The sequence below is a fragment of the Methylobacterium sp. Leaf100 genome, from assembly GCF_001422845.1.
GTDB lineage: Bacteria > Pseudomonadota > Alphaproteobacteria > Rhizobiales > Beijerinckiaceae > Methylobacterium.
In genome coordinates, this window is the sequence record NZ_LMMW01000001.1 from 593,392 (window position 1) to 614,888 (window position 21,497).

Here is a 21,497-nt window from a genome sequence, read left to right on the forward strand (position 1 = left end):
ATTCGTGAGTTTGCCGACCCTAAGGAGGTGTCGACGCGAGTTCGATACGGCAGACTGCGACGAGTTCGTCCAGGCGCTCCGTGAGCGTGAACCACATCATGTCGAGTTCGACGCGATGGTAGCCGTGTCGATAGGCGTTTCCCGCATTGGCGACCACACGCCAAGGAACATGCGGGTGCCGCTCTTTGGTTTCCGCCGTGAGGCGCCGGCTCGCTTCAGAGTTGATTTCGAGACAACGCACCCCTGCGTAGACCGTGCGCTCATCGGCAGCGAACGTCTCGTATGTCATCCCACGAGTGAAGCGGCGACCTTTCTCGACATTCGCGATAATATCGCTGCACGCAGAATGCTCGCGCTCAGAAAGCATCGATTGCGTCGCGTTCAGCGTTTTGGCGCACACGCTCCTCGAAAGTCTCGCGATTGGCGACATCGACGGTGACGGGGAACATGTCTTCGATGAAATGGACGACGCCGACATAGTCGTACACATCACGCACGGTCTCACGGTCGAGCACGATCACGACATCGACGTCGCTCGTTGCCGTGGCATCGCCCCGTGCGACTGAGCCAAACAAAGCAGCGTGCCGAACACCGCGTTTCCGCAGCTTGCCCTCGTGGCTTCGTAGAATATCAATGGCGGCTGCACGGTCCATGAAAAGGACCTTAGCTGAAATCCAGGATCGGCTGAAGCACCTCGAAGCCCCTCAGCGCGCTGCGCCCACCGTATCGGCCATCCGCGCGTCGCGGGTGCCGAGCGGCTGCTCCGCCCCCACCGTGGTGTCCACTTCCGTCTGGTGCTCCATCTCGGCGTTGATCTCGGCGCCCACGAGCACGATGGTGGTGGAGATCCAGATCCAGGTCATGAAGCCGATGGCGGCCCCGAGCGAGCCGTAGGTCTCGTTGTACTTGCCGAAGTTGGCGACGTACCAGGAGAAACCGAGGGACGTGACGAGCCACGCGACCCCCGCGAGGGCGCTGCCCCAGGTCACCCAGCGCCAGCGCGGCGCATCCCGGCTCGGGCCGTAGCGATAGAGCAGCGCCAGGCCACCCAGCACGGCGAGCAGCAGCACCGGCCAGCGCAGGAGGGCGATGTACCAGGCCTCGGTGCTGAGGCCGACGATGCCGATCACCGCCGGCACCACGACGATGCCCACCAGCGCCAGGACCACGAACAGCAGGGCGCCGGCGGTGAAGGCGAGGGAGCGCAGGTTGAGCCAGACGAAGTTGCGGGTCTCACGCTCCTCGTAGACGACGTTGAGGGCGGCGAAGACCGCCTTCATCCCGCCATTGGCGCTCCACAGCGAGAGGGCGATGCCGGTGAAGAACGTGATTCCGAGGGTGGTGTCGCCCTTCTCTGCGATGCGCTTGACCTGGTCGCCGACGATGTCGAGGGCGCCGGACGGCACGATGCCCTGCAGGTTCTGGAGATGATCGTTGATGGTCGCGACATCGGCGACGAGGCCGTAGCAGGACACGAGGGCCGCCACCGCCGGGAAGATCGCCAAGAGGACGTAGAACGTCACGCCCGCCGCCACCGACACGATGGCGTTCTCGGAGATGTCGTGGAAGACCCGCAGGGCGATGTCCTTCCAACCCTTGGCGGGAATCTCGGACGGTTTCGAGGCTCCGCGTCCCCGCTCCGGCTCGGCCCGGGCGACGGATTTGGCGTCGGCCCCCGCATGGGACGGCGAAGGCTCGCGGGTGGGCTCCGGACGCTCCGTTAGGGCCTCCCGTCCGGTCCGACGCGGAAGCGCCACCAAGCCGAGAAGCGCCGTCGCCAGGGCCAGGGTCCAGACCATAGTCGGACCGTTCGGGGCCGTGCCGTCGGAAATCTCGGCGTCGTTGCGCTCTGCCATACCTTCGTCCTTCCAGGCGCTGGCCCGCGACGCGGCACGCTACCCCCTCGACAACCGGCCAGGAGTCACCGAAGTTTCACGCGAACGTGAATTCAATATCCATCGGCGCATCCAGGATGCCCGATCCTCCTTCCAGGGTGACTCACGGTACGGATTTTAACGATCCGCGTCGTTAGGAGGCTGGAACGATGCTTGCCCCTGCCCGCGACACGGGCGAAGGGGCGACCGGTAGCCCGATCCCGCGCAACCTCGACTGGAGACCGACGCCCCGTGCCGCATGCGACCGAGCTGATCGCCATCATTGCCCTAGGCCTCGTGCTCGCCTTCGTGTGCGGGATGCTGGCGCAGCGCCTTCGGCTGCCGCCCCTCGTCGGCTACCTGCTGGCCGGTGTTCTCGTCGGCCCCTACACGCCGGGTTTCGTCGGCAACAGCGCGCTTGCCGGCCAACTCGCCGAGATCGGCGTGATCCTGCTGATGTTCGGCGTCGGCCTGCATTTCTCGATCAAGGACCTGATGGCGGTCCGCACCATCGCCCTGCCGGGCGCCATCGTGCAGATCGCGGCGGCGACCGCCATGGGCGGAGGCTTGGCTTGGGCCTGGGGATGGGGCGTCGGGGCCGGCCTCGTCTTCGGCCTCGCCCTGTCGGTCGCCAGCACCGTGGTGCTCCTGCGTGCCCTGGAGGAACGACGCCTCCTCGACAGCGACAAGGGCCGCATCGCCGTGGGCTGGCTCATCGTCGAAGATCTGGCGATGGTGCTGGCCCTCGTGCTGCTGCCGGCGCTGGCGCCGTCCCTTGGCGGCGAGGGCGCGGGCGGCGCGCACCACGTCGGCGACGGCAACATCTGGCTCACCCTGGGTCTGACCCTCGCCAAGGTCGCGGTGTTCGCGGTGGTGATGCTGGTGGGCGGCCGCCGGGTGGTGCCCTGGCTCCTCGATCAGGCGGCGCGCACGGGCTCGCGCGAACTGTTCACCCTCGCGGTCCTGGCGCTGGCGCTCGGCATCGCCTTCGGTTCGGCGGAGCTGTTCGGCGTCTCGTTCGCGCTGGGCGCCTTCTTCGCCGGCATGGTGCTCGCCGAATCCGATCTCAGCCATCAGGCGGCGGCCGATTCCCTGCCCCTGCAGGATGCCTTCGCGGTGCTGTTCTTCGTGTCCGTCGGCATGCTGTTCGATCCCGGCATCCTCATCCGCGAGCCCCTGTCGGTGCTGGCGGTGCTCGGCGTGATCCTGGTGGGCAAGTCCGCGGCGGCGGTGGCCATCGTACTGGCCTTCAAGCATCCCCTCGGTACGGCGCTCACCATCGCGGCCAGTCTCGCCCAGATCGGCGAGTTCTCGTTCATCCTCGTCAGCCTCGGCCTGTCGCTGAAACTCCTGCCGACGGAGGGACGCGATCTCATTCTCGGCGGCGCGATCCTGTCCATCACCCTGAACCCGCTGTTCTTCGCCCTGACGGACTGGGTCGGACGGTCCGTCGCCGCCCGGCCGAAGCTGGCCGCGCGCTTCGAGCGGCGCGGCGTGGACGCGTTGGCCGTCTCCCTCGAGACCGCTTCCCGGCGCGGTCACGCCATCGTCGTCGGCTACGGCCGCGTCGGCAGCACCATCGGCAAGGCGCTCAAGGCCTGGGACTTGCCCTACATCGTCGTCGACCGCGACCGCCGCCGGGTCCTCGACCTGCGCAAGGACGGCATCGAGGCGGTGTTCGGCGACGCCACGGCGCCCGGGATCCTGCACGCGGCCGATATCGAGGCGGCGCGGATCATCGTCATCGCGACGCCCGAGCCGCACACGGCGCGGCGCCTCGTGGAACTCGCCCGCGAGATGAGCCCGGGGATCGATACCTTGGTGCGCACCCACAGCGACACGGAGCGGCGCCATTTCGAGGAGCGGGGGGTGGGCCTCGTGCTCATGGCCGAACGCGAACTCGCCTTCGGCATGACCCTCTACGCCCTGCGCAGCCTCGGCCTGAAGGAGGGCGAAGCCCGCATCTTCGTGGACAGCACCCGCGTCGAGAGCCGTTCGGCCCCCGTCGAGGCCGGGATCGACCACGGCGTGCCGGAGCTGCGGCCGCACAAGGAGGATGCGACGGAGGGATGACGCCTTCCATCGCAGGGAGCCCGCACGTCACACCACGGGATCGCGGATCATCGCCTGGATGCGGGTCATCAGGGTGTCCACCGAGAACGGCTTGGTGATCATCGCCATGCCGGGTTCGAGGAAGCCCGCCGAGACGGCCGCGCTCTCGGCGTAGCCGGTGATGAACAGGACCTTGAGATCGGGACGGGCCAGGCGGGCCTGATCGGCGAGCTGGCGCCCGTTGAGGCCCGGCAGACCGACATCGGTGACGAGGAGGTCGATGCGGCCCGCCACGGACAGGGCGCGCAGGCCCGAGGGTCCGTCCACGGCCTGGATTGCCCGGTAGCCGAGGTCGTGGAGCACCTCCATGATGACGTCGCGCACCACGGGCTCGTCCTCGACCACCATCACGGTCTGTCCGTCGCCGCGCGGGCGCGTCGTCACCGTCGCGTCCGGGACGGTCTCGTCGAGTTCGCCCCGGTGGCGCGGCAGATAGAGGGTGATGGCCGTCCCATGCCCGACCACGCTCTCGATGCGGGTATGGCCATCGGACTGGCGAGCAAAGCCGTAGATCATCGACAGGCCGAGGCCCGTGCCCTGCCCGAGGGGCTTCGTCGTGAAGAATGGGTCGAAGGCCCGGGCGATCACCTCCGGCGTCATGCCGGTCCCGGTATCGGCGACGCGGATGCGGACATACTCGGAGCGATCGCCGGGCTTGCCGGATTCGGCCTCGTCCCAACGCGCATTGCTCGTGCGGATCGACAGGGTGCCGCCATTCGGCATGGCGTCGCGGGCATTGATGGCGAGGTTGAGGATCGCGTTCTCGAGCTGGTTCGGATCGCACAGGGTCGGCCAGAGACCGGGATCGGTCTCGATCCGCAGGTCGATGGACTCGCTGATGGTCCGGCGCAGCAGGTCGGACATGCCGACGATGAGGGCGTTCGCGTCGGTCGCGCGCGGGTCGAGGGGCTGGCGCCGGGCAAAGGCGAGGAGGCGGTGGGTGAGGGCCGCCGCCCGGTTGGCCGAGGACATGGCGGCTTCGATGTAGCGCTGCAGGTTCTCGTGGCGTCCCTGGGCCATCCGGCTCTGCATCAGGTCGAGGGAGCCGACGATGCCGGTGAGCAGGTTGTTGAAATCGTGGGCGATGCCGCCCGTGAGTTGGCCGACCGCCTCCATCTTCTGCGACTGGCGAAGATCCTCCTCCATCCGCTCGCGCTCGGCGGCTTCCGCGCGCAGGCGTGCATTGGCCTCGGCCAGTTCCGCCGTGCGGGCGGCGACCTGCGCCTCCAGGGTGGCGCCCGCCTCGCGCAGCTGACCGGCCTGGGTTTCGAGTTCGGCGTAGAGGGCGACGACGCCGCGGTTGGTCTCGGCGAGTTCGGCGTTGAGGCGCTGGGCCTCCTCCTCGCGCTCGGCGATCTCGGCGAGGCTGCGCAGGAGGGCCTGATTCTGCTCGCGGATGGCCGCATGGGGATCGTCGGGCTGGGCCCGGGCGACGGCGTCGACCATGGCCGCCGCCTGCGGTGCGGTCAGGGCGGGCAGGCCCGCCGGCAGGCGTTTACCCAGGGTGACGCGGGTGCCCCGGCCCGGTTCGGTTTCGAGGTCGAACAGGTCCATGAGGCGGCGCGCGCCCATCAGGCCGAGGCCGAGCCCGGTACGCGACCGATAGCGCCCCTCCAGGATGGCGGCGGGATCGGCGATTCCCGGCCCCTGGTCGGCGATGCGGATGACGAAGGCCTGGCTTCCCCCGATGAGGTCCAGGCGGAACTCGACCCGGCCACCCTTCGCGTAGCCGTAGGCGTTGCGGGCGATCTCCGACACGGCCGTGGCGATGCGGGTCTGGTCCTGCACGCCGAAGCCGAGATGCTCCGCGAGGTGGCGGGCCCGTTGACGTACGGCCGTCACATCGTCCTCGCTCTCGATCCGCATCGAGACGAGGGCGAGCGTCATGGCGTGATGCCCCGGACCACCACGACGGTGGCGTCGTCCCGCCCCCTCGCGAAATCGCGATAGAGGATGCCGGCGATGAGGCTCGGATGGGCGCCGTTGAGCCCCGGATAGCCGTCGAGGGACCAGCCCGTCACGAGGCCGTCCGAGCACAGCACGAAGAGGTCGTCGGCCTGGAACGGATACTCGAATTCCTGGATGCGGCGGGCGACGTGCCCGGCGGTACCGGCGAGCGACACCGTGCGCCGGACGGTTGCGCCGCTCACCACCGCGCCGGTGACGTTGCCGATGCCGGCGACCGTCACCACACCCCGGTTGGGCTCGTAGCGGGCGATTGTCACCGCCCCGCCGCGCGTGTGGCGCAGGCCCGCATGGACGATGGTGAGGATTTCGCCCGGAGCGGCCTCGGGATTCTTGCGGAACAGGCGTACCGCCTCCGTGGAGGCCTGTGCCGCCTGCGGCCCGTGCCCGAGGCCATCGGCGACGAGGAGGGTCCAGCCCACCTCCTCGCCCACCCCCGCGCCGAGGAAGCAATGGGCGTCGCCGTTCACCTCCTCGCCGCGCAGGGGCACGGCCACGGCGCCGTGGGACGGCTGGGCAGGGGTCGCACGGGCATCCGCCTGAATTCGCGCGACGAGGCCGGTGCCCCGCCCCGGCCAAGCGGCGATGTCGAAGGATTGCGACTGGCGGCGTACGGCGCCGAGTCCCGTGCCGGGGCTGCCACCGGTGGAATGCCCGTCGCGCAGGGCCTCGTCGAGGTTGGCGAAGCCCGGCCCCTTGTCGAGGGCGATGACTTCGACACCGGTCCCGCTCTCGTCCTGGAACGGGCCGAGCAGCATCTCGCCGGCGCTGCCGTACTTGACGAGGTTGGTGGCGAGTTCGGTGACGACGATGGCCACGCGTCCGCTCGCCGTCTCGTCGAAGCCGAGGTCGTGCGCGCAGGCCACGGCACGGCGGCGCGCGTCGGCCACCTGGCTCGACTCGGTGACGGCAACGGAGATCATGCTCATTTCCAGCGCGCGATCACCACGCGGGTGCCGACGCCGGGCGTCGATTCGATATGGAACTCGTTGGACAGGCGTTTGGCTCCACCGAGGCCGAGGCCGAGGCCGCCGCCGGTGGTGTAGTGGTCGGTGAGCGCCCGGGCGATGTCGGGAATGCCCGGCCCCCTGTCCTCGAAGGTCAGGCGCACGCCCCGGCGCGTGCCCGCCTGCACCACTTCGACGGTAACCTCGCCGCCGCCGCCGTAATCGAGGGTGTTGCGGGCGAGTTCGCTCGCGGCGGTGATGATCTTGGTCTGATCGACGAGGCTGAGGCCGATCTCGATGGCGCGGGCGCGCGTCGCCTGACGGACCCGGACCACGTCGTCGCCGGAGCGGATGGGGAGGAGTTCAATCTTCGCGGGAGGCACGCGCGTTCCCCAGGTCGCCGTCCTCGTCGAGGCGGGCCTGGATCAGGGCCATGCCGCGCTCGACGTTCAGGGCCGTCTTGATCCCCGTCAGGGTCAATCCGAGCTCGACCAGGGTGATGGCGACGGCCGGACGCATGCCCACCACCACGGTCTCGGCATCGAGCACCCGGGAGATGGCGGCGATGTTGTCGAGCATGCGCCCGATGAACGAATCGACGATCTCGAGGGCCGAGATCTCGATGAGCACGCCGCGCGCGCCCGTGGCCGCGATCCGGCTCGTCAGGTCCTCCTCGAGGGCCATGGCGAGACGGTCGTGCATGTCGACCTGGATGGTGACGATGAGGGCGCCACCGAGCTTGAGGATCGGAATCCGGTCCATGGACCGTCAGCGCCGGTCGTCGGCCGCGACGGGCGCGGGCGCGGCGCGGCGCACCACGGTGCGGCCGGTGCGCCGGAGTGCGAGGGCGAAGGCGTCGGCGAGGGTCGCCTTCGAGACGACGTTCAGCTCGACGCCGAGATGCACCATGGTCTGGGCGATCTGCGGGCGGATGCCCGAGATGATGCAGTCGGCACCCATGAGGCGGGCGGCCGCGATGGCCTTGAGGAGGTGCTGGGCCACCAGGGTGTCGACGGTGGGCACGCCGGTGATGTCGATGATGGCGATCTCCGCCTCCTCGTCGACGATGGCCTGCAGCAGGTTCTCCATGACGACGCCCGTGCGGGCGCTGTCGAGGGTGCCGATGAGCGGCAGGGCGAGGATGCCGTCCCAGAGTTGGACCACGGGCGTCGAGAGCTCGGCGATCTCCTGGCTCTGTCGGCCGATGACCTCCTCGCGACCGGTCTGGAACACTTCCATGGTGTAGAGGCCGAGGCCGTCGAGGAGCCGGTTGGCCGCCCGCGTGCCGGCGACGAGGGATGCCATGTCGCCGGCGTTGGCCGCATCCAGGGCGATGAGGATCGGCTCCTTCAGGGAGAGCACGAAATTGGCCGTGTCGGTGGGCGTGAAGCCCTGGATCGCCCGGGAGCGCGAGATATTCGCGAGGGTCTCCCGAAGGGTCTCGTAGGGGGCCGCGTGCCCATCGCCCTCTCCGGACGCCAGGGCGGCGCGCAACTGCCCGAACACGGTACGGGCCTGGGCCTGGAGTTCGACCTCGCGGATGCGCCCGGTCTGGAGGGAGCCGCCCGATTTCAGGAGACCGAGCCAGGATTCGAGGATCGCGGCCTCATGGCCGGTCACGGTCCGGACCAGAACCTGGATCCCGTCGATCGCCATTCAAGCCGCCTCCCCTGTGCGGGGAGACCCGTCCCCGACCCCGCGCACATGGTCATAGAATGACAGGGCTGCCAAGCGGCCTCCCATCCGGGCTGGGGTCCCCTCCCCGGTCCCCGGATGACGGCCGCGAGGGTGCCGCGATCGGCGCCTCCGCCATTCGCCTCCGGTTCGAAGGCATCGCGAGCGCCGACGAACCGTTGCGCAGGGCCACCCTGGGCGGGGCCCCCGATCTTCCGGGGTTCGACGGTCAGCCGAAAGCCGTCACGCCTCCGCCGGCGCCCCGACGAGACCCTGCAGGCGTTCTGCCAGGACCGCCGGGTCGTAATCCGGCAGGGGGCAGAGCAGGGCAGCGATTTCGCAGAACGGCCGGACACGGCCGATCTCCGCCTCGGCTTCCCGCGTCAGGGCGGTGAGCGCTTGCGCCAGGGTGTCGGGCGTGAGCGAATCGAGGGACGTGAGATTGGGACTGCGCTCACTCAGATTCTTGCACTCGTACGCGTTGGTGATCGTGCGCAGGCCCGCATGGGCCATCTCCAGGGGCGGATAGCTCGGATGCGGCGACACCATCAGGGACACGCCGACGGAGGCGCGGCTGAGGATGTCGGCGTAATCCTCCAGGGAGAGCTTGCCGCAGACCTCGAGGTTGTAGACGCCGCCGGCCCGTGCGGGATCGTAATCCTCGCCCGCCGAGACGATCCGCCATTTCGCCGCCAACGTCGGTTCGGCCTGCTGCCAGAGCGAGAGGCCGGCGCACAGGGTCTCGAAGCAGTTGCGCGGGGTCGAGGGACGCCCGTAGACGAGGATGATGCGCTCGCGCTTCTTCACGCTCAAGGCGCCGCGGATCTTCGCATTGGCGGCGTAGCGCACGATGCTGGCATCGGTCAGTGCGTAGTGCCGCAGCATGTAGTTCGCCAGCTCTTCCGAATTGATGAGCGCGATGGTCTTGTCGGGGTTGGCGTAGGTGGCGCGCGACATCGAGTAGTTCGACGACCAGCCGTAGAAGCCCGGCTCGTGGTCCTGGATCAGGTACAGCACCGGCAGTTCGCGGCCGTGGTAGCGGCCCTGTGCTTCCTGGAACAGATAACTGCTGGTGGCGGTCCACCAGGCGGTGGGCATGAAGATGTCGCCGGCCCGGATCGGCAATTCGCCGCTGTCGACATCGTTGACGTCGACGACGGTGCGCGGGAACGCGTCGTAGGGCGAGCCGAGGGAGACGAGGCGGTAATCGGGCATGCCCGCCATGGTTTCGAGGTCGATGGGGACGTAGCCGCAGATGATCCGGCGGTCGAAGCCGTCGCCGAGTGCGGCCGCCAGCCCCTCGAAGGTGCGCAGGGCCGTGGTGATGCCTCCGAAGATGTGCTTCGGGTGCAGGGTCGGCAGCACGAGGTTGAGGCGCGGGCGAGAGCTCGGATCGGACCGGGTCGCCACGGGCGTCACGTCGGGAAATAGGTGCCGCTGCTGGCTCGGCCGCAGGGGATTGCCGAGCAGGGGACGATAGACCCGGGTCAGGCCCGTCGCCACGTCGGCCTCCGTGGGCACGGGAACCAGGGTCTCGTCCGTGCCGGTGCCGGCGCGTGCCACCTTGGTCCAGCGGAAGCCGGCGGCCTCGGCGAAGTACAGGAGCGAGCGCTCGATGGCATGCGCCAGGGTTCCGTCGATCTGCCCGGCTTCCGCCGGGAAGTCCGACCAGTCGAGCCCGATATCGAGGAGGGGCTTCAGGGCGGCGGTGCGGCCCCAGAAGAACGAGCTCGACGGAAAATCGAGGACGTAGTCCTTGCGCAGGGTCACGCCGGCCCTGGCCAGGAGGTCCTTTGCCAAGTCGAAATCGTAACCCCAGTTCAGGAGGGGGCGCACCTCGCCGAAATGCTGCGAGAACACTACGCCGACATCACCCTCGGCCAGCAGGCGCAGGACCGAGGCGACGACTTCGGGCGAGCCGAGCAGGTTGTCGAGGAGGTAGTCCCGCCACTCGGCGAAGCGCGGATCGTGGGGCGACTTCTTCGAATGGATGTGGAGGAAGGTGTCGTAGCGCGTGAAGACGTCGCGAAATCCGATGAGCGTCGGGGCGATGTCGCGGCCGATGTTGGGGAACACCCGGACCTCGACGGACCCATTCGCGTAGGCGGCGGACGATGCCTCGATGGCGGCCTGCTTCTCGGGGGTGTCCGTCGAGACGTAGAGGTCGGCCCGCACGGGAATGTTGGCGATCCGCCCGAGCAGCTCGGGCATCATCTCCGGATAGAAGACGTGGAGGATCACCGCCACGGGGCCGCCCGCCGCCGCGGGGCCGTAGGCGAACGGGACTTCGAGGGCCAGATCCGTGGCCTCGCGCGGCCGCATGCTCTGCGTGGCGCCGTAGAAGGTCTGGCCCGCGACGTTGCGCTTGAAGCGCCGGCGCGGCGCCGGCACCGGGCGCAGGGTCGGCCCGGGCTTCGCCTCGGGCGCGGCCACCGCTTCGGGCTCGTCCTCGAGGATGCTGCCGGCGTCGACATCCGGTCCGGGGACAGCGACACCCTTCGGGGGGATCATGGCCGTCGGGGCGACGACGGCGAGGTGCCGCTCGATGGCTCCGCGCAGGGTCGGGTTGCCGTCGAGGGTGGTTTCCCAACCCGTGGGGTCGGCCTGTTCGAGGGTGTCCCGCAGCAGCTGGACCTTCAGGAACGGAAAGCCGCGCGCGAGGAGTTCGCGCCAGCGCACGAGGGTCGGGTTGACGGGAAGGTCCTCGTCGTCGTCCGTCGGGAACAGGATTTCGACGGCGACCTCTTCCTCGTCCCAATGGGCCAGCGGCGTCATCTCGTAGGCCTTGATGACCTCGAGCTTGTCGCGGATGCTCTTCACGTTCGCCCAGTGGCGCCGGATGCCGGGTGCGGCGAGGCCGGTGCGGGTGAGCCCGATGAAGTAGCTCATCAGGTGCGGGCGGGCCTGGTAGCTGTCGGTGAGGCCGACGAGATCGGCCTCGCTGGTGCGCACGCGGGCGATCACCCGGGCGAAATCGCCGCGATCGACCGGCCCGTAGATGCTGTCGTTGGTCAGGATGAGGGAACGGGCCTTCCACACATCGGGGAAGGTCGCGATGGCTGCCGCCCAGGCGGCGAAATCCCAGCCGTGATTGATCCGGACGAGCAGACCGTCCATGGCGTCGAGGTCCGGCGGCAGGGCGCGCGACAGACCGTCCGTCGCCACGATCACCACCACCGTCAGCCCCTCGGCCTGGAGGGCGGAGAGATACGTCAGGGTGTGGTCGTGGACCCGTCCGTCGGGGGTGTAGGTCACGAAGAAGCAGACATCGCGGTCGGCCAGGGGCGGCGGGTCGCGACGGATCTCGCTCGGAATGTCCGTGACCGAGCAGATCTCGCTCCAGCGGTCGGGCGGCCGGGTCTGACGGCCTTCGACGTGACCACCGGTCATGTAGTGCAGCAGCGGATCGATGCCGGCGTGCAGGACGTCCTGGTTATGCGCGAGGTAGAATTCGCGGTCGAAGAGCGGGCCGGGATCGCGGTTCTCGCGGGCGCCGGCCGAGAGGTAGTGGATCAGAGGGTTGAGGCTGCCGTTCTCGAGCCGGCTCTCGTGCTGGCGCGTGTACCAGAGGGAATCGAAAAACCCGTTCGGGTCGCGTCCCTCGGCGGCGCCGTAGGTGAGGTAATGGGTCAGGGGATCGCGTCCGGCCTCGATCACGTCGGGGCTGTGACGCCCGTAGAAGCGGGTATCGAACAGCGGATGCGGGCTGCGGCCCTCGCGAAATCCATTGGCGACGTAGTGCGTCAGGGGCTCCAGGCCGGCATCGGCGACGTCCTGGTTCGTGCGCCGATAGTAATGGATGTCGAACAGCGGATGCGGATTGCGGCCCTCGACCCAGCCATAGGCGAGGTAGTGGCGCGCCGCCGGAACGTTCTGTTCCGCCACGTCGGAATTGACGGAATAATACCAGGCCGGATCGATGAGCCGGTGCGAACTCAAGCCGGCGGGACCACCCCGGTGGAGAAAATCGGCCAGGGGCGAGGCCAGGGGCTCGCCGGGCAGGGCGGCTCCGGCGCATTGCGCGCGGTACCACTCGGGATCGAACAGCGGATGCGGCTGGAGGCCGGCGGCTTCACCGGTCCGCACATAGTGGATCAGCGGATTGCTCGCACGCCCGGCCAGTTCGGGCACCTGATCGGAATACCAGTAGAGGTGGAAGAACGGGTTCGGATTGTGCTCGCGCCATCCCCCGGCGACGTACTGGACAAGGGGGTTCAGACCGCTGGCGAGGGACTTCGCATGCGCCTGTCGGTACCAGACGTCGTCGAACAGCGGATGCGGCCAGGTCCCCTGCCCGGAGAGGTAATGGACGAGGGGCGCGCGGCGGGCCTCGGGATGGCGTGCGACATACCAGGCGGTATCGAACAGCGGATGCGGATCGCGGCCCTCGCGGGCACCGTGCGCGATGTAGTGGAGGAAGGCATCGAGGTTCGAGCCGACCACGTCCGGATAGGTCTGGCGGTACCACCGGCCGTCGAAGAGCGGATGCGGATCGCCCCCCTGGCCGGACAGGAAGTGCCGCAGGGGAAGCGGACCGGCCGTCGGGTTGGTCTCCCGGTACCAGACCGGATCGAACAGCGGATGAAGGCTTCGCCCCTCGGCCTCGCCGTGCTCGATGAAGTGGCGCATGGGATCGGTGCCCTGCGCCGCGACGTCCGGATTGTCGGCGAGGTAGAACGTCCGATCCAAGAGCTTGTCGAAGAGACGGATCGTCTTGGGCGAAGGTCGCGCCGCACGGGACTTGGAGAAATCCGCGATCGTCCTGGAGAAGCGCCGCATGAAGTCCTGCTCGAGCCGTGCGAATGAGTTTCGCCCGGGCGCTCGTTTGGCATATCCGGCGAGTCGGGTCCACGCCGGCCCATCGAACGGGCCCACCACAGGCGGACACGCTCGATGCTCGGCGGGAACCCGTGTGGTTCAGGAGCGCCTGCGGTCGGATTGTCCGTCCGAGGATCCGCCGACAGGGGTCGGATTGCGGCCCGGGGCACCTCCCTGGTCCCAGTCATCCTTGCGTTGCCCGTCCGCGAGGCCGCCGGGGGTCTGGTCGGTGATGGCGGATTGATCGGCGGTGTGACCGCCACCGCCTACGGCCGGCTCGCCGGGGGTGCCGACGTCGTCGTCGGGCTTGCGGGTGGCGGCGTCGGTGGGATTGGACTTCTCCACCATGATTCTAGGCCTTCGCGTCGGTGCCGACCGGGGCGGTCGCCCGATCGATGGCCTCGGCGGCGGCACCCTCGGGGCCACCGGACTTCTGCGCGGCATCGCCGAGGCGGCGCAGATTCTCCGGGGGCGTCTCGGCCTCGGTCTCGTCGGTGGCATCGGAGCCGGGCGTGCCCGAGGCGATACGCGCGGTCTCCGCCTCGCCGGACGGATCGCCCCTCAAGTCCGCCTGCGTCCGGGAGGGAAGGCCGATGTCGCGGGCGTCGTCCTGGCCGAGATCCTGGCCGTTGCGATCGGCGTAAGCGTCGAAATCCTTCAGCGAGGGGCGCTCGCGTGGCTCGTCGGTCATGGGTGTCCTCCGTGGTTACGGGAACAACGGCGCCTGGGGGCGCCCGGTTGCTTCAATCCGGACGACCGAGATCGTCGCGGGCCGCCCGCAGGACCGCCAGATCGGCCGGGATGGACAGAACCGCTTCCGCCCGCACGAGGGCGAGGTCGGCGTGATGCCGCGCCGCGCGGGCGAACTCCGCGTCACCCGCCGCGTACAGGGCGGACAGCGCCTTCTGCAGGCGCAGGCCGACCGTCACCGTACCGGCCCCATCGCGGGCGATGGGGGCGAACGCGTCCTCGAACAACTCGTCCGTGGTGATGCCGGGCACGCGCAGGCGCGGATGGAGGGGCGCGGCCGGGGCCATGGCCCTCCGCTCGCTCCAGAGGGCGAGCACGCGCACCAGGGCCCCGAGCACGTCCACGACGGTGCCGGGATCGTTGATGGCGCTCGACAGGCCCCGGGAGGCCACCTCCGTGAGGACGATGACGCCGAAGCGGGGATCGTCGTCGAAGGTGCGGCGTGCCCCTATGACGAAAGCAGCGACGAGACGCGCCTGCGTCGCGTCGTCGACGGGTCCATGGGTCGGGGCGGCGATCTCTGCCAGCAGGCGTCCGGCATGAACGAAACGGCCCGGCAAAGCCGCGACGTGAACAACGAGGCCCTTCGCCTCGGCGGCGGCCTGAAGGCCGGCGGCGTCGACATGCTGGACGTAGCCCGCGCGCGCCGCCACGATCCGGGTCGCGCCTGCGGGCGCCGGACACCAGGGCAGGCCGCCGAGATAGGGCGCGTCCGCCCGCCGCCGGATGGCGTCGCTCGCGGCGACCTCGATGGCGTCGATGGTCTCCCCGACGCGGCCGAGATGCGACAGGGTGTCGATCCAGCGCACCAGCGTCACCACCACCAGTACGAGGACGACGAGGGTGAGGCCGAACAGGATCACGCGGCCCTGCTCGCCGTAGATATGGGCCTTGAGGGCGATGAGACCGACGACACCGTAGACGAACGCGCCGATGAAGCTGCCCACCGCCGTCTGGGCGCGGGTGTCCTCCATGAGCAACGTCACGGCCCGCGGAGTTGCGGTGTTGGTGGCGCCGCCATAGGCCTGGACCATGGTGGCCAGGGAGAACGTCGCCACCGGCAGCATGCTGGTGGCGAGCAGCGACAGGATCTGGTCGACGGCGTTGGCGCCGATGGAGTTCCCGAGATCGGGCGGGATCAGGGGGGCGAGCAGGGCCGAGGCGAGGGCCGCGCCCACGCCCGCCACGCTGAACAGGGCGACCCGCACCCACGGTCGGCGGGCACCGCGCCGAAGATGATAGAGCACCGTGGAGGCCAAGGGATCACACCGTTCTGGTCGAGGGGTCGGTGGCCTGGACTCACGGCTTCGCCGAAACCGGCGGGTGGGACACGGGAAAGGCCGTGCCCCACAGGCGGTCTCAGATGCCCTCGAACAGAGCCGAGGAGATGTAGCGCTCGGCGAAGGAGCAGGCGACGGTGACGATGCGCTTGCCCTTGAATTCCGGGCGGGCGGCGAGTTCGAGGGCCGCGGCGACGTTGCCGCCGGTGGAAATGCCGCCGGGGATCCCTTCGAGCTTGGCGAGCAGCCGCGCCGTATCGAAGGCGGTCTGGTTCGAGACGGTGATCACCTCGTCAACGACGGACCGGTCGAGGTTGTCCGGGATGAAGCCGGCGCCGATGCCCTGGATCTTGTGGGGGCCGGGCTGGCCGCCGGAGATCACCGGCGAATCCGTCGGCTCCACGGCCACGACCTTGAGGCCGGGCAGACGGGGCTTGAGGACCGAGCCGACGCCCGTGATGGTGCCGCCGGTGCCGACACCCGCCACGAAGGCATCGAGCTGGCCCTGGGTGTCGTTCCAGATCTCCTCGGCCGTGGTCTTGCGGTGGATCTCCGGATTGGCCGGGTTCGAGAATTGCTGCGGCATGATCGCGCCCGGGATCTCGTTGATGAGTTCCTCGGCCTTCGCGATGGCGCCCTTCATGCCCTGCGGGCCGGGGGTGAGGGCGAGTTCCGCACCGAGGAACGCCAGCATCTTGCGGCGCTCCAGGGACATGGTCTCGGGCATGACGAGGATGAGGCGGTAGCCGCGCGCCGCCGCCACGAACGCCAGCGCGATGCCGGTGTTGCCGGAGGTCGGCTCGACCAGGGTGCCGCCGGGCTTGAGCTTGCCGGACGCCTCCAGGGCGTCGATCATGTTGACGCCGATGCGGTCCTTGACGCTGGCGATGGGGTTGAAGAACTCGAGCTTCAGCAGGATCTCGGCATCGATGCCGCGCTCCTTGGTGATGCGGTTGAGGCGCACCAGGGGCGTGTTGCCGATGGTTTCGGTGATGGATCCGAAGATATGGCCGTGGCCGGGCGTGCGGGTGGCGGCGTGGACGGACTCGGCCATGGTGATCTCCTGTCGCGGGCGTTTCGGTCTCGCGCCGGGGGATATCGCGTCGGCGGGGGCGAGGCAATCGCCAACAGCCTGCGGGCAAAGGGAAATCTTCTCCGTCAACGGGCTTCCGTGGGCGACTTAGAATCTTTGTGCTGCCCATTCCGACAAAGTTGGAATTTCATTCCCCGCCACCCGTTCGAGGACCACCTCCACCGATCACCGCGCCCGCTGCGATCCAGGCGGCGAGGAAGCGCTCCGCCATCGCGCCCACCCCGTAGGCCGTCTCGATCCGCGCCCGCGCGGCGAGGCCTGCGGCCCGGCGGGCGGGTGCAGGCAGGGTCGCCATCGCCCGGAGGGCTTCCGCCAGGGCGGCCGGATCACGCGGCGGCACGAGGCACCCGAGGCCACCCAGGATCGCGCCGGCATCCCCGACGGAAGTGGCGACCGGTACCAGCCCGGCGGCCATGCCCTCGGCCACGGCGTTGGAGAAGCCCTCACCGAAAGCCGAGGACGACACGGCGATGTCGCCCGCCGCCTGAATTCGCCAGAGGTCGTCACGCCGGCCGAGGGCGCGGGCATTGGCCGGCAGGTCGAGGCCGAGCGTCCCCTCCCCGGCCAGGAGAAAGTGGACCTCCGGCCGGCACGCCGCGGCGGCCAGGAGGGTGGCGTGGTCCTTCATCGGATCGAGGCGGGCCGCGTGAATCGCCACCACCGCCTCGTCGGACAAGCCGAGTTCGCGGCGCAGGGCGGCCCGTGCGGCGGGATCGGGCCGGAAGCGCACGGTGTCGATGCCGTTGGGAATGACGGCGAGGCGGCGCGGGCGGTAGCCTTCGGCCAGATGGAAATCCACCCCCGCCTGGCTGTTCGACACGACGAGGCCGGGCCAGCCCGATAGGCGCCGGCCGATGGCGAGCAGGCGGCCGTAGCGGACATGATCGATGTCGGAATTGCGCAGGCCCCAGGCGAGGAGCGCGTCCCGCGGCGCCCCGGCGAGGCGGTGTGCGCCGGCGGCGAATAGGTCGCCGTGATAGAGCCAGCCCTGCACCACCGCGGGACGCAGGGACCGGATCAGCCGCGCGAGGCGCAGCAGCGCGACGGCGGAGCCGGCGGCCCCGCGCGGGGCGAGGCGATGGACGGTGACACCGAGGCGCTCCAGGGCGGCGGCGTTGGGGCCGTCGCCGGTCAGGCTCACCACGTGCTGCGGCATGCCCCGGGCCAAGAGGCCCCCGCACAGGGCGACCAGCATGGTCTCGGCCCCGCCCGTGCGCAGGCCGGAGATAACGTGACACGCGGGGCGCAAGGGATCAGGCGCCCGGCATCATGGTCGTCCCCGCATCAGGCCCGCAGGAGGGCGACGCACAGGACGGCAAGGGTGGCGAAGGCTCCGCTCGCGGAAGCGATGACGAGGGCACTGGGATGCGGCCCGGACAGGAAGGTGTAGCGCGTGTCCTCACGCGCACCGGCCCGCAATCCGCGGCTTCCCGTCGTCCATTCCAGCCGCGTTCCCATCGAATTCCCCGTGCCTGCCATGGGGATCAGCAGGCGCCGGGGGCGTTGAACGAGGGGTAAACTCGATCCGTAGAGTCCGGATCGTCCTCAACGCGGGCTTAACGCCACGAGGACAGAGGAACCGGATTCGATCAGAGCGCGCGGTCGAAACGCAGCTCGCCCTTCTGGCTCTTGATCACGAGCTGCGACCCGACGAGGTCCCACTGCGCCGCCGTGCGCAGGGCGATGAAGAAATCCTGCTCGCTGGCGCCCAGGCCCTTGTCGCAGGGCTTTTTCGTCAGCGCGAGGGGGCCGACGGCGAGGTGCTGCTCCTTCAGCGGGAAGGCGGTCGCCGCGAAGGTGTTGCAGCCGCCGTAGCCGCGGGCACGGTACTGCTTGTCGACGATGAAGCTCGGCCGGTCGTTGCCGCTGAACGCCTTGCCGTTGAGGCTCACGGCCGTCCAGGTCGCGTCGAGGGGGAAGATCTTCTCCTGCGCCTTGGCGGCGGGCACATACTGCTTCTTCTCAGGCTTCTCGCGCGCGTCCTTGCCGAAGCCGGTGACGTTGCCGCCCATCTGGGCCCGCACCTGCGTGGCGGTGGTCACCGCGCTGGCCGCAATGGCACCGGCCATCGCGGCGATCAGGATCGCTCTCATCCTCGGCCCTTTCTCAGTTCAAGCGCGCACGCGTCGCGTCGGTGGACGAAAATTCACTCGTTCACGCGGGACGATTCGCAGCGGCGGAGCGCGCGGGACCGTCGACGGAGCGAGCCTGCGCCAGGGCCAATCGGATAAGATTCCAGCACAAATATGGTCAAGACCCCGTGAAAGGTGATTTCCAGCCGTCCACGGACCATCGCAGCGGTTTGAGTTGAACGAAGGCGCTCATCCTCCGTTGTCGGGTCAGGCGAGACGGCCTGACGGCGAACGAGGTATGCACGGTGGCGGGATCGGACGAGGGCGGAGCGAGCGGCATGAACCCGAACACCATGAGCGCGGCGCAGTCGCGCGCGGCCCGTGCGCTGCTCGACTGGTCTCAGGGCGATCTCGCCGGGAAAGTCGGGTTCGGCGAGGAGACCGTCGAATCCTTCGAATCGGGCGGGAGCGACCTCGCCTCGGGACAGATCGAGGCCCTGCGCAGCGCCCTGATGGCGGCGGGCGTCGTGTTCACGGAGGACGGCTCGGCCGGCGTCCGCCTGAGCGACCGGGGCGGCGACGAGGGCACCCGCCTCGGTGCGCTCACAACCGAGAACGACCGCTAAGCAGGTTTCGCAAAAGTGGTCACCGGTTTCGCGTCGAAAACCTGCGACAGATCAATAAGCTAAGCAGGTTCGCGTTGGCTTGCCAACGAGACCCTGCTTAGGACGTCACCGCCCCGTCGCCAGCGCCTTGAGATCGTGGGCGGGATCGGCGGCCGCGGTGGGGCTCAAGGTCCGACCCTGCGCAAGGATGCGCCGCGCAGCCATGTGGTCGCCGGGGCGATCCACGGTTTCGACGGCGGACAACCGGCCTTCGCGAAAGCGGAACACGCAGAGCCCCGACGCGACGGGCCGCGCCACGGCCGCGTCGGACGGAGCGGACAGGCCCGCGATCTGCAGCTTGTGCGGACCTTGGTCGCTCCAGAACCACGGCACCGCGTCGTAGGCGGCGGGCCGGCCGACGAGGCGCGCGGCGAGGCACCGACCCTGATCGAGGGCGTTCTGCACCGATTCGATCCGGACGGACGCGCCATCGGCGAAGCGGCTCGGAGCGCGGGCGCAATCGCCGATGGCGGAGACGGCGGGATCGTCGGTGGCGAGGAACGCATCGACGTGGACGCCGTCCCCGACGGCGAGTCCGGCCGCCTCGGCCAACGCCTGGTTCGGGATCACGCCGATGCCGACGAGAACGAGATCGGCCGCGAGGGATGAGCCGTCGCGCAGGCGCACGGTCTCGGCCCCCTTCTCCCCCTCGATGGCGGTGACGCCCGCCCCGAACAGGAAGCGGATGCCGGCATTCCCGTGGGCGCGGGTGAAGAACGATGCCGTCTCGGCCGAGACGGCCCGGGCCATCGGCCGCTCCGCCGATTCGAGAACGGTGACGGACAGGCCGCGCGCGGCGCAGATGCCCGCGAATTCGAGCCCGATGAATCCCGCTCCGACGACGGCGACCGAACGGGCATCGGCGAGGGCCGCTTTCAGACCGTCGGCGTCGGCACGTCCGCGCAGCTGGAACACGCCGGCCAGGTCGGCGCCCGGGACCGGCAGCGCCCGGTTGCGCGCGCCCGTGGCGAGGACGAGGTGATCGTAGGCCACGGCCGTCCCGTCGGCGCACAGCACGCGCCGCGCCGCCCGGTCGATGGCGTCGATCCGCACGGAGGGGCGGTGGTGGATGCGATGATCCGAAAAATACGCCGCCGGGCGCAGTTCGAGGCCGGACGCGTCGGTCTTGCCCGCGAGATAGGCCTTCGACAGGGGTGGCCGCTGATACGGCAGATCCGGTTCGTCGCCCAGCAGCGTGATGGGATCGGCGTAGCCCGCCTCGCGCAGGGACGCGGCGAGCTGGAAGCCGGCCTGCCCGGCACCCACCACCACCACGCCCGCGCTCACGCCTCGAACTCCGCGGTGACCGCCGAGACCCGCGGCACCAGGGCGAGTTGCGGCAGCCAGCGGCCGCCATCCTTGACCACGTAATCCCAGCACGCGGCGGCGGCCGGGCCGAGCACCTTGTCGGCCCGGCGCACGGCGTACCAGTCGCGCCGGATCGGCAATCCCTGAACGTCCAGGAGGACGAGGCGGCCGCTTCCGAGTTCGGCCGCCACCGTGTGGGCCGAGATGAGGGCGATGCCCAAGCCCGCCATCACCGCCTGCTTGATGGTCTCGTTGGAGCCCGAATCGATGCCGAGGCGCGCCCGCTTGATCATGATGCCGTTCATGAACTCCTCGAACACCGTGCGGGTGCCCGACCCCTCCTCGCGCACGAGGAAGGATTCCTGGGCCAGATCCTCCCGGGTCAGTCCGGTGCGGCCGGCGAAAGGGTGGCTCGGCGCCGCGACGACCACGATGGGGTGGACACCGAAGGTCTCCGCTTCGATGGCGAAATCCCGCGGTGGCCGGCCCATGATGGCGAAATCGATCTCGTAGTTGCGCAGGGCCTCGACCATGTTGCCGCGGTTGCCCACCGCGAGGTTGATCTCGACGGCCGGATGCGTGCCGACGAAGCCCGAGATGATGCCGGGGGCGAAGTACTTCGCCGTGGAGACCACGCCCATGGCGACCCGCCCGCCAGCGCCGCCCTTGAGGGTCTCCAGCCGGTCGGCACAGGTCTCCAGCACGGTGTTGATGCTGTCGATGGCCCAAAGCATCTCCCGGCCGGCATCCGTGGGCCGGAGGCCCGTGGGGGTCCGGTCGAACAGCAGCAGGCCCGCCTCCTCCTCCAACTGGCGGATGCGCGCGTAGAGGGCGGCGGAGGTGACGTTGAGTTCCTGGGCCGCCCGGGTCATCGTGCCGAGTCGGGCGACGGCCGCGACGGCCTGGAGCTGCTTCAGGGAAAGGTTGCGCATGGGCCGG

Annotated in this window: 19 protein-coding genes and 2 pseudogenes; 2 read left to right on the forward strand and 19 right to left on the reverse strand. The window is 69.5% G+C overall.

The features are described from left to right. Positions 1 to 19: 19 nt before the first annotated feature. The 3 genes from ASF25_RS02855 to ASF25_RS02865 are packed head-to-tail and all read right to left on the reverse strand — an operon-like array spanning position 20 to position 1,856. Entirely contained in the window at positions 20 to 367 is a 348-nt protein-coding gene (locus tag ASF25_RS02855; RefSeq protein ID WP_056303093.1) for a HepT-like ribonuclease domain-containing protein, read from the reverse strand. Then, complete coding sequence (locus tag ASF25_RS02860; protein ID WP_056303095.1) at positions 357 to 653, reverse strand: nucleotidyltransferase domain-containing protein; 297 nt, start codon at positions 651 to 653, stop codon at positions 357 to 359. Before ASF25_RS02860 ends, ASF25_RS02855 begins: the two co-directional genes overlap by 11 nt. Before the next feature lie 51 nt (positions 654 to 704). Continuing rightward, a complete protein-coding gene (locus tag ASF25_RS02865; protein WP_056303096.1) occupies positions 705 to 1,856 on the reverse strand; it encodes a YihY/virulence factor BrkB family protein in 1,152 nt (383 codons plus the stop codon). Between the two features lie 270 nt (positions 1,857 to 2,126). Between ASF25_RS02865 and ybaL the strand changes: the two genes are divergently transcribed. Continuing rightward, on the forward strand, positions 2,127 to 3,947 hold the full coding sequence (ybaL, locus tag ASF25_RS02870; RefSeq protein ID WP_056166163.1) for a YbaL family putative K(+) efflux transporter: 1,821 nt from the start codon (positions 2,127 to 2,129) through the stop codon (positions 3,945 to 3,947). Between the two features lie 27 nt (positions 3,948 to 3,974). On the opposite strand, the pseudogene ASF25_RS23465 reads toward ybaL, so the two are convergent. From ASF25_RS23465 to ASF25_RS02930, 14 genes and pseudogenes are all read right to left on the reverse strand, one after another. After that, a pseudogene (locus tag ASF25_RS23465) lies at positions 3,975 to 5,129 on the reverse strand (ATP-binding protein); the annotation flags it as partial. Between the two features lie 366 nt (positions 5,130 to 5,495). Continuing rightward, positions 5,496 to 5,873 (reverse strand): annotated as a pseudogene (locus ASF25_RS23470) (anti-sigma regulatory factor); the annotation flags it as partial. Further along, a complete protein-coding gene (locus tag ASF25_RS02880) occupies positions 5,870 to 6,874 on the reverse strand; it encodes an ATP-binding SpoIIE family protein phosphatase (RefSeq protein ID WP_056166158.1) in 1,005 nt (334 codons plus the stop codon). The gene ASF25_RS02880 and the pseudogene ASF25_RS23470, both read right to left, overlap by 4 nt. Before the next feature lie 2 nt (positions 6,875 to 6,876). Continuing rightward, on the reverse strand, positions 6,877 to 7,281 hold the full coding sequence (locus ASF25_RS02885) for an anti-sigma regulatory factor (RefSeq protein ID WP_056303100.1): 405 nt from the start codon (positions 7,279 to 7,281) through the stop codon (positions 6,877 to 6,879). Next, positions 7,262 to 7,660: an STAS domain-containing protein gene (locus tag ASF25_RS02890; protein WP_056166151.1), complete on the reverse strand. Its 399-nt coding sequence runs from the start codon at positions 7,658 to 7,660 to the stop codon at positions 7,262 to 7,264. Before ASF25_RS02890 ends, ASF25_RS02885 begins: the two co-directional genes overlap by 20 nt. Positions 7,661 to 7,666: 6 nt before the next feature. Beyond that, positions 7,667 to 8,554 carry an STAS domain-containing protein gene (locus ASF25_RS02895; RefSeq protein WP_056303102.1) on the reverse strand — a complete coding sequence of 296 codons (888 nt, stop codon included), beginning with the start codon at positions 8,552 to 8,554 and terminating at the stop codon, positions 7,667 to 7,669. Between the two features lie 261 nt (positions 8,555 to 8,815). Further along, positions 8,816 to 13,351 (reverse strand): rhamnan synthesis F family protein, encoded by a 4,536-nt coding sequence (locus ASF25_RS02900; protein WP_056303103.1) that lies wholly within the window; start codon positions 13,349 to 13,351, stop codon positions 8,816 to 8,818. Positions 13,352 to 13,489: 138 nt separating this feature from the next. Beyond that, positions 13,490 to 13,738, reverse strand: a complete 249-nt coding sequence (locus tag ASF25_RS02905) for a hypothetical protein (RefSeq protein ID WP_056263240.1) — start codon at positions 13,736 to 13,738, stop codon at positions 13,490 to 13,492. 4 nt (positions 13,739 to 13,742) lie between these two features. Then, positions 13,743 to 14,081: a hypothetical protein gene (locus ASF25_RS02910; protein WP_056166140.1), complete on the reverse strand. Its 339-nt coding sequence runs from the start codon at positions 14,079 to 14,081 to the stop codon at positions 13,743 to 13,745. A gap of 52 nt (positions 14,082 to 14,133) precedes the next feature. Further along, positions 14,134 to 15,399, reverse strand: coding sequence for a DUF2254 domain-containing protein (locus tag ASF25_RS02915; protein ID WP_056303106.1), 1,266 nt, complete (start codon positions 15,397 to 15,399; stop codon positions 14,134 to 14,136). Positions 15,400 to 15,499: 100 nt separating this feature from the next. Further along, complete coding sequence (cysK, locus tag ASF25_RS02920) at positions 15,500 to 16,474, reverse strand: cysteine synthase A (RefSeq protein WP_056166134.1); 975 nt, start codon at positions 16,472 to 16,474, stop codon at positions 15,500 to 15,502. 166 nt (positions 16,475 to 16,640) lie between these two features. Next, a complete protein-coding gene (locus tag ASF25_RS02925) occupies positions 16,641 to 17,762 on the reverse strand; it encodes a glycosyltransferase (protein ID WP_156368831.1) in 1,122 nt (373 codons plus the stop codon). A gap of 35 nt (positions 17,763 to 17,797) precedes the next feature. Next, positions 17,798 to 17,971: a hypothetical protein gene (locus ASF25_RS22490; protein WP_156368832.1), complete on the reverse strand. Its 174-nt coding sequence runs from the start codon at positions 17,969 to 17,971 to the stop codon at positions 17,798 to 17,800. Positions 17,972 to 18,102: 131 nt separating this feature from the next. Continuing rightward, positions 18,103 to 18,606 carry an META domain-containing protein gene (locus ASF25_RS02930; RefSeq protein ID WP_056166130.1) on the reverse strand — a complete coding sequence of 168 codons (504 nt, stop codon included), beginning with the start codon at positions 18,604 to 18,606 and terminating at the stop codon, positions 18,103 to 18,105. Positions 18,607 to 18,923: 317 nt separating this feature from the next. Here ASF25_RS02930 and ASF25_RS02935 point away from each other — a divergent pair, with 317 nt between their 5' ends. Further along, positions 18,924 to 19,211 carry an XRE family transcriptional regulator gene (locus ASF25_RS02935; RefSeq protein ID WP_244472873.1) on the forward strand — a complete coding sequence of 96 codons (288 nt, stop codon included), beginning with the start codon at positions 18,924 to 18,926 and terminating at the stop codon, positions 19,209 to 19,211. Positions 19,212 to 19,316: 105 nt separating this feature from the next. On the opposite strand, the gene ASF25_RS02940 is transcribed toward ASF25_RS02935, so the two are convergent. Further along, entirely contained in the window at positions 19,317 to 20,537 is a 1,221-nt protein-coding gene (locus ASF25_RS02940; protein ID WP_056166127.1) for an FAD-dependent oxidoreductase, read from the reverse strand. Further along, on the reverse strand, positions 20,534 to 21,490 hold the full coding sequence (locus ASF25_RS02945) for a LysR family transcriptional regulator (RefSeq protein WP_056166124.1): 957 nt from the start codon (positions 21,488 to 21,490) through the stop codon (positions 20,534 to 20,536). The genes ASF25_RS02940 and ASF25_RS02945 overlap by 4 nt, the downstream gene beginning before the upstream one ends. Positions 21,491 to 21,497: the final 7 nt, after the last annotated feature.

Excerpts from the sequence above, each read along its gene's own strand:
- ASF25_RS02855 (WP_056303093.1), bottom strand. The coding sequence starts at position 367 with ATGCTTTCTGAGCGCGAGCATTCTGCGTGCAGCGATATTATCGCGAAT.
- ASF25_RS02860 (WP_056303095.1), bottom strand. The coding sequence starts at position 653 with ATGGACCGTGCAGCCGCCATTGATATTCTACGAAGCCACGAGGGCAAG.
- ASF25_RS02865 (WP_056303096.1), bottom strand. The coding sequence starts at position 1,856 with ATGGCAGAGCGCAACGACGCCGAGATTTCCGACGGCACGGCCCCGAAC.
- ASF25_RS02880 (WP_056166158.1), bottom strand. The coding sequence starts at position 6,874 with ATGATCTCCGTTGCCGTCACCGAGTCGAGCCAGGTGGCCGACGCGCGC.
- ASF25_RS02890 (WP_056166151.1), bottom strand. The coding sequence starts at position 7,660 with ATGGACCGGATTCCGATCCTCAAGCTCGGTGGCGCCCTCATCGTCACC.
- ASF25_RS02895 (WP_056303102.1), bottom strand. The coding sequence starts at position 8,554 with ATGGCGATCGACGGGATCCAGGTTCTGGTCCGGACCGTGACCGGCCAT.
- ASF25_RS02900 (WP_056303103.1), bottom strand. The coding sequence starts at position 13,351 with ATGCGGCGCTTCTCCAGGACGATCGCGGATTTCTCCAAGTCCCGTGCG.
- ASF25_RS02905 (WP_056263240.1), bottom strand. The coding sequence starts at position 13,738 with ATGGTGGAGAAGTCCAATCCCACCGACGCCGCCACCCGCAAGCCCGAC.
- ASF25_RS02910 (WP_056166140.1), bottom strand. The coding sequence starts at position 14,081 with ATGACCGACGAGCCACGCGAGCGCCCCTCGCTGAAGGATTTCGACGCT.
- cysK (WP_056166134.1), bottom strand. The coding sequence starts at position 16,474 with ATGGCCGAGTCCGTCCACGCCGCCACCCGCACGCCCGGCCACGGCCAT.
- ASF25_RS22490 (WP_156368832.1), bottom strand. The coding sequence starts at position 17,971 with ATGGGAACGCGGCTGGAATGGACGACGGGAAGCCGCGGATTGCGGGCC.
- ASF25_RS02930 (WP_056166130.1), bottom strand. The coding sequence starts at position 18,606 with ATGAGAGCGATCCTGATCGCCGCGATGGCCGGTGCCATTGCGGCCAGC.
- ASF25_RS02935 (WP_244472873.1), top strand. The coding sequence starts at position 18,924 with ATGAACCCGAACACCATGAGCGCGGCGCAGTCGCGCGCGGCCCGTGCG.
- ASF25_RS02945 (WP_056166124.1), bottom strand. The coding sequence starts at position 21,490 with ATGCGCAACCTTTCCCTGAAGCAGCTCCAGGCCGTCGCGGCCGTCGCC.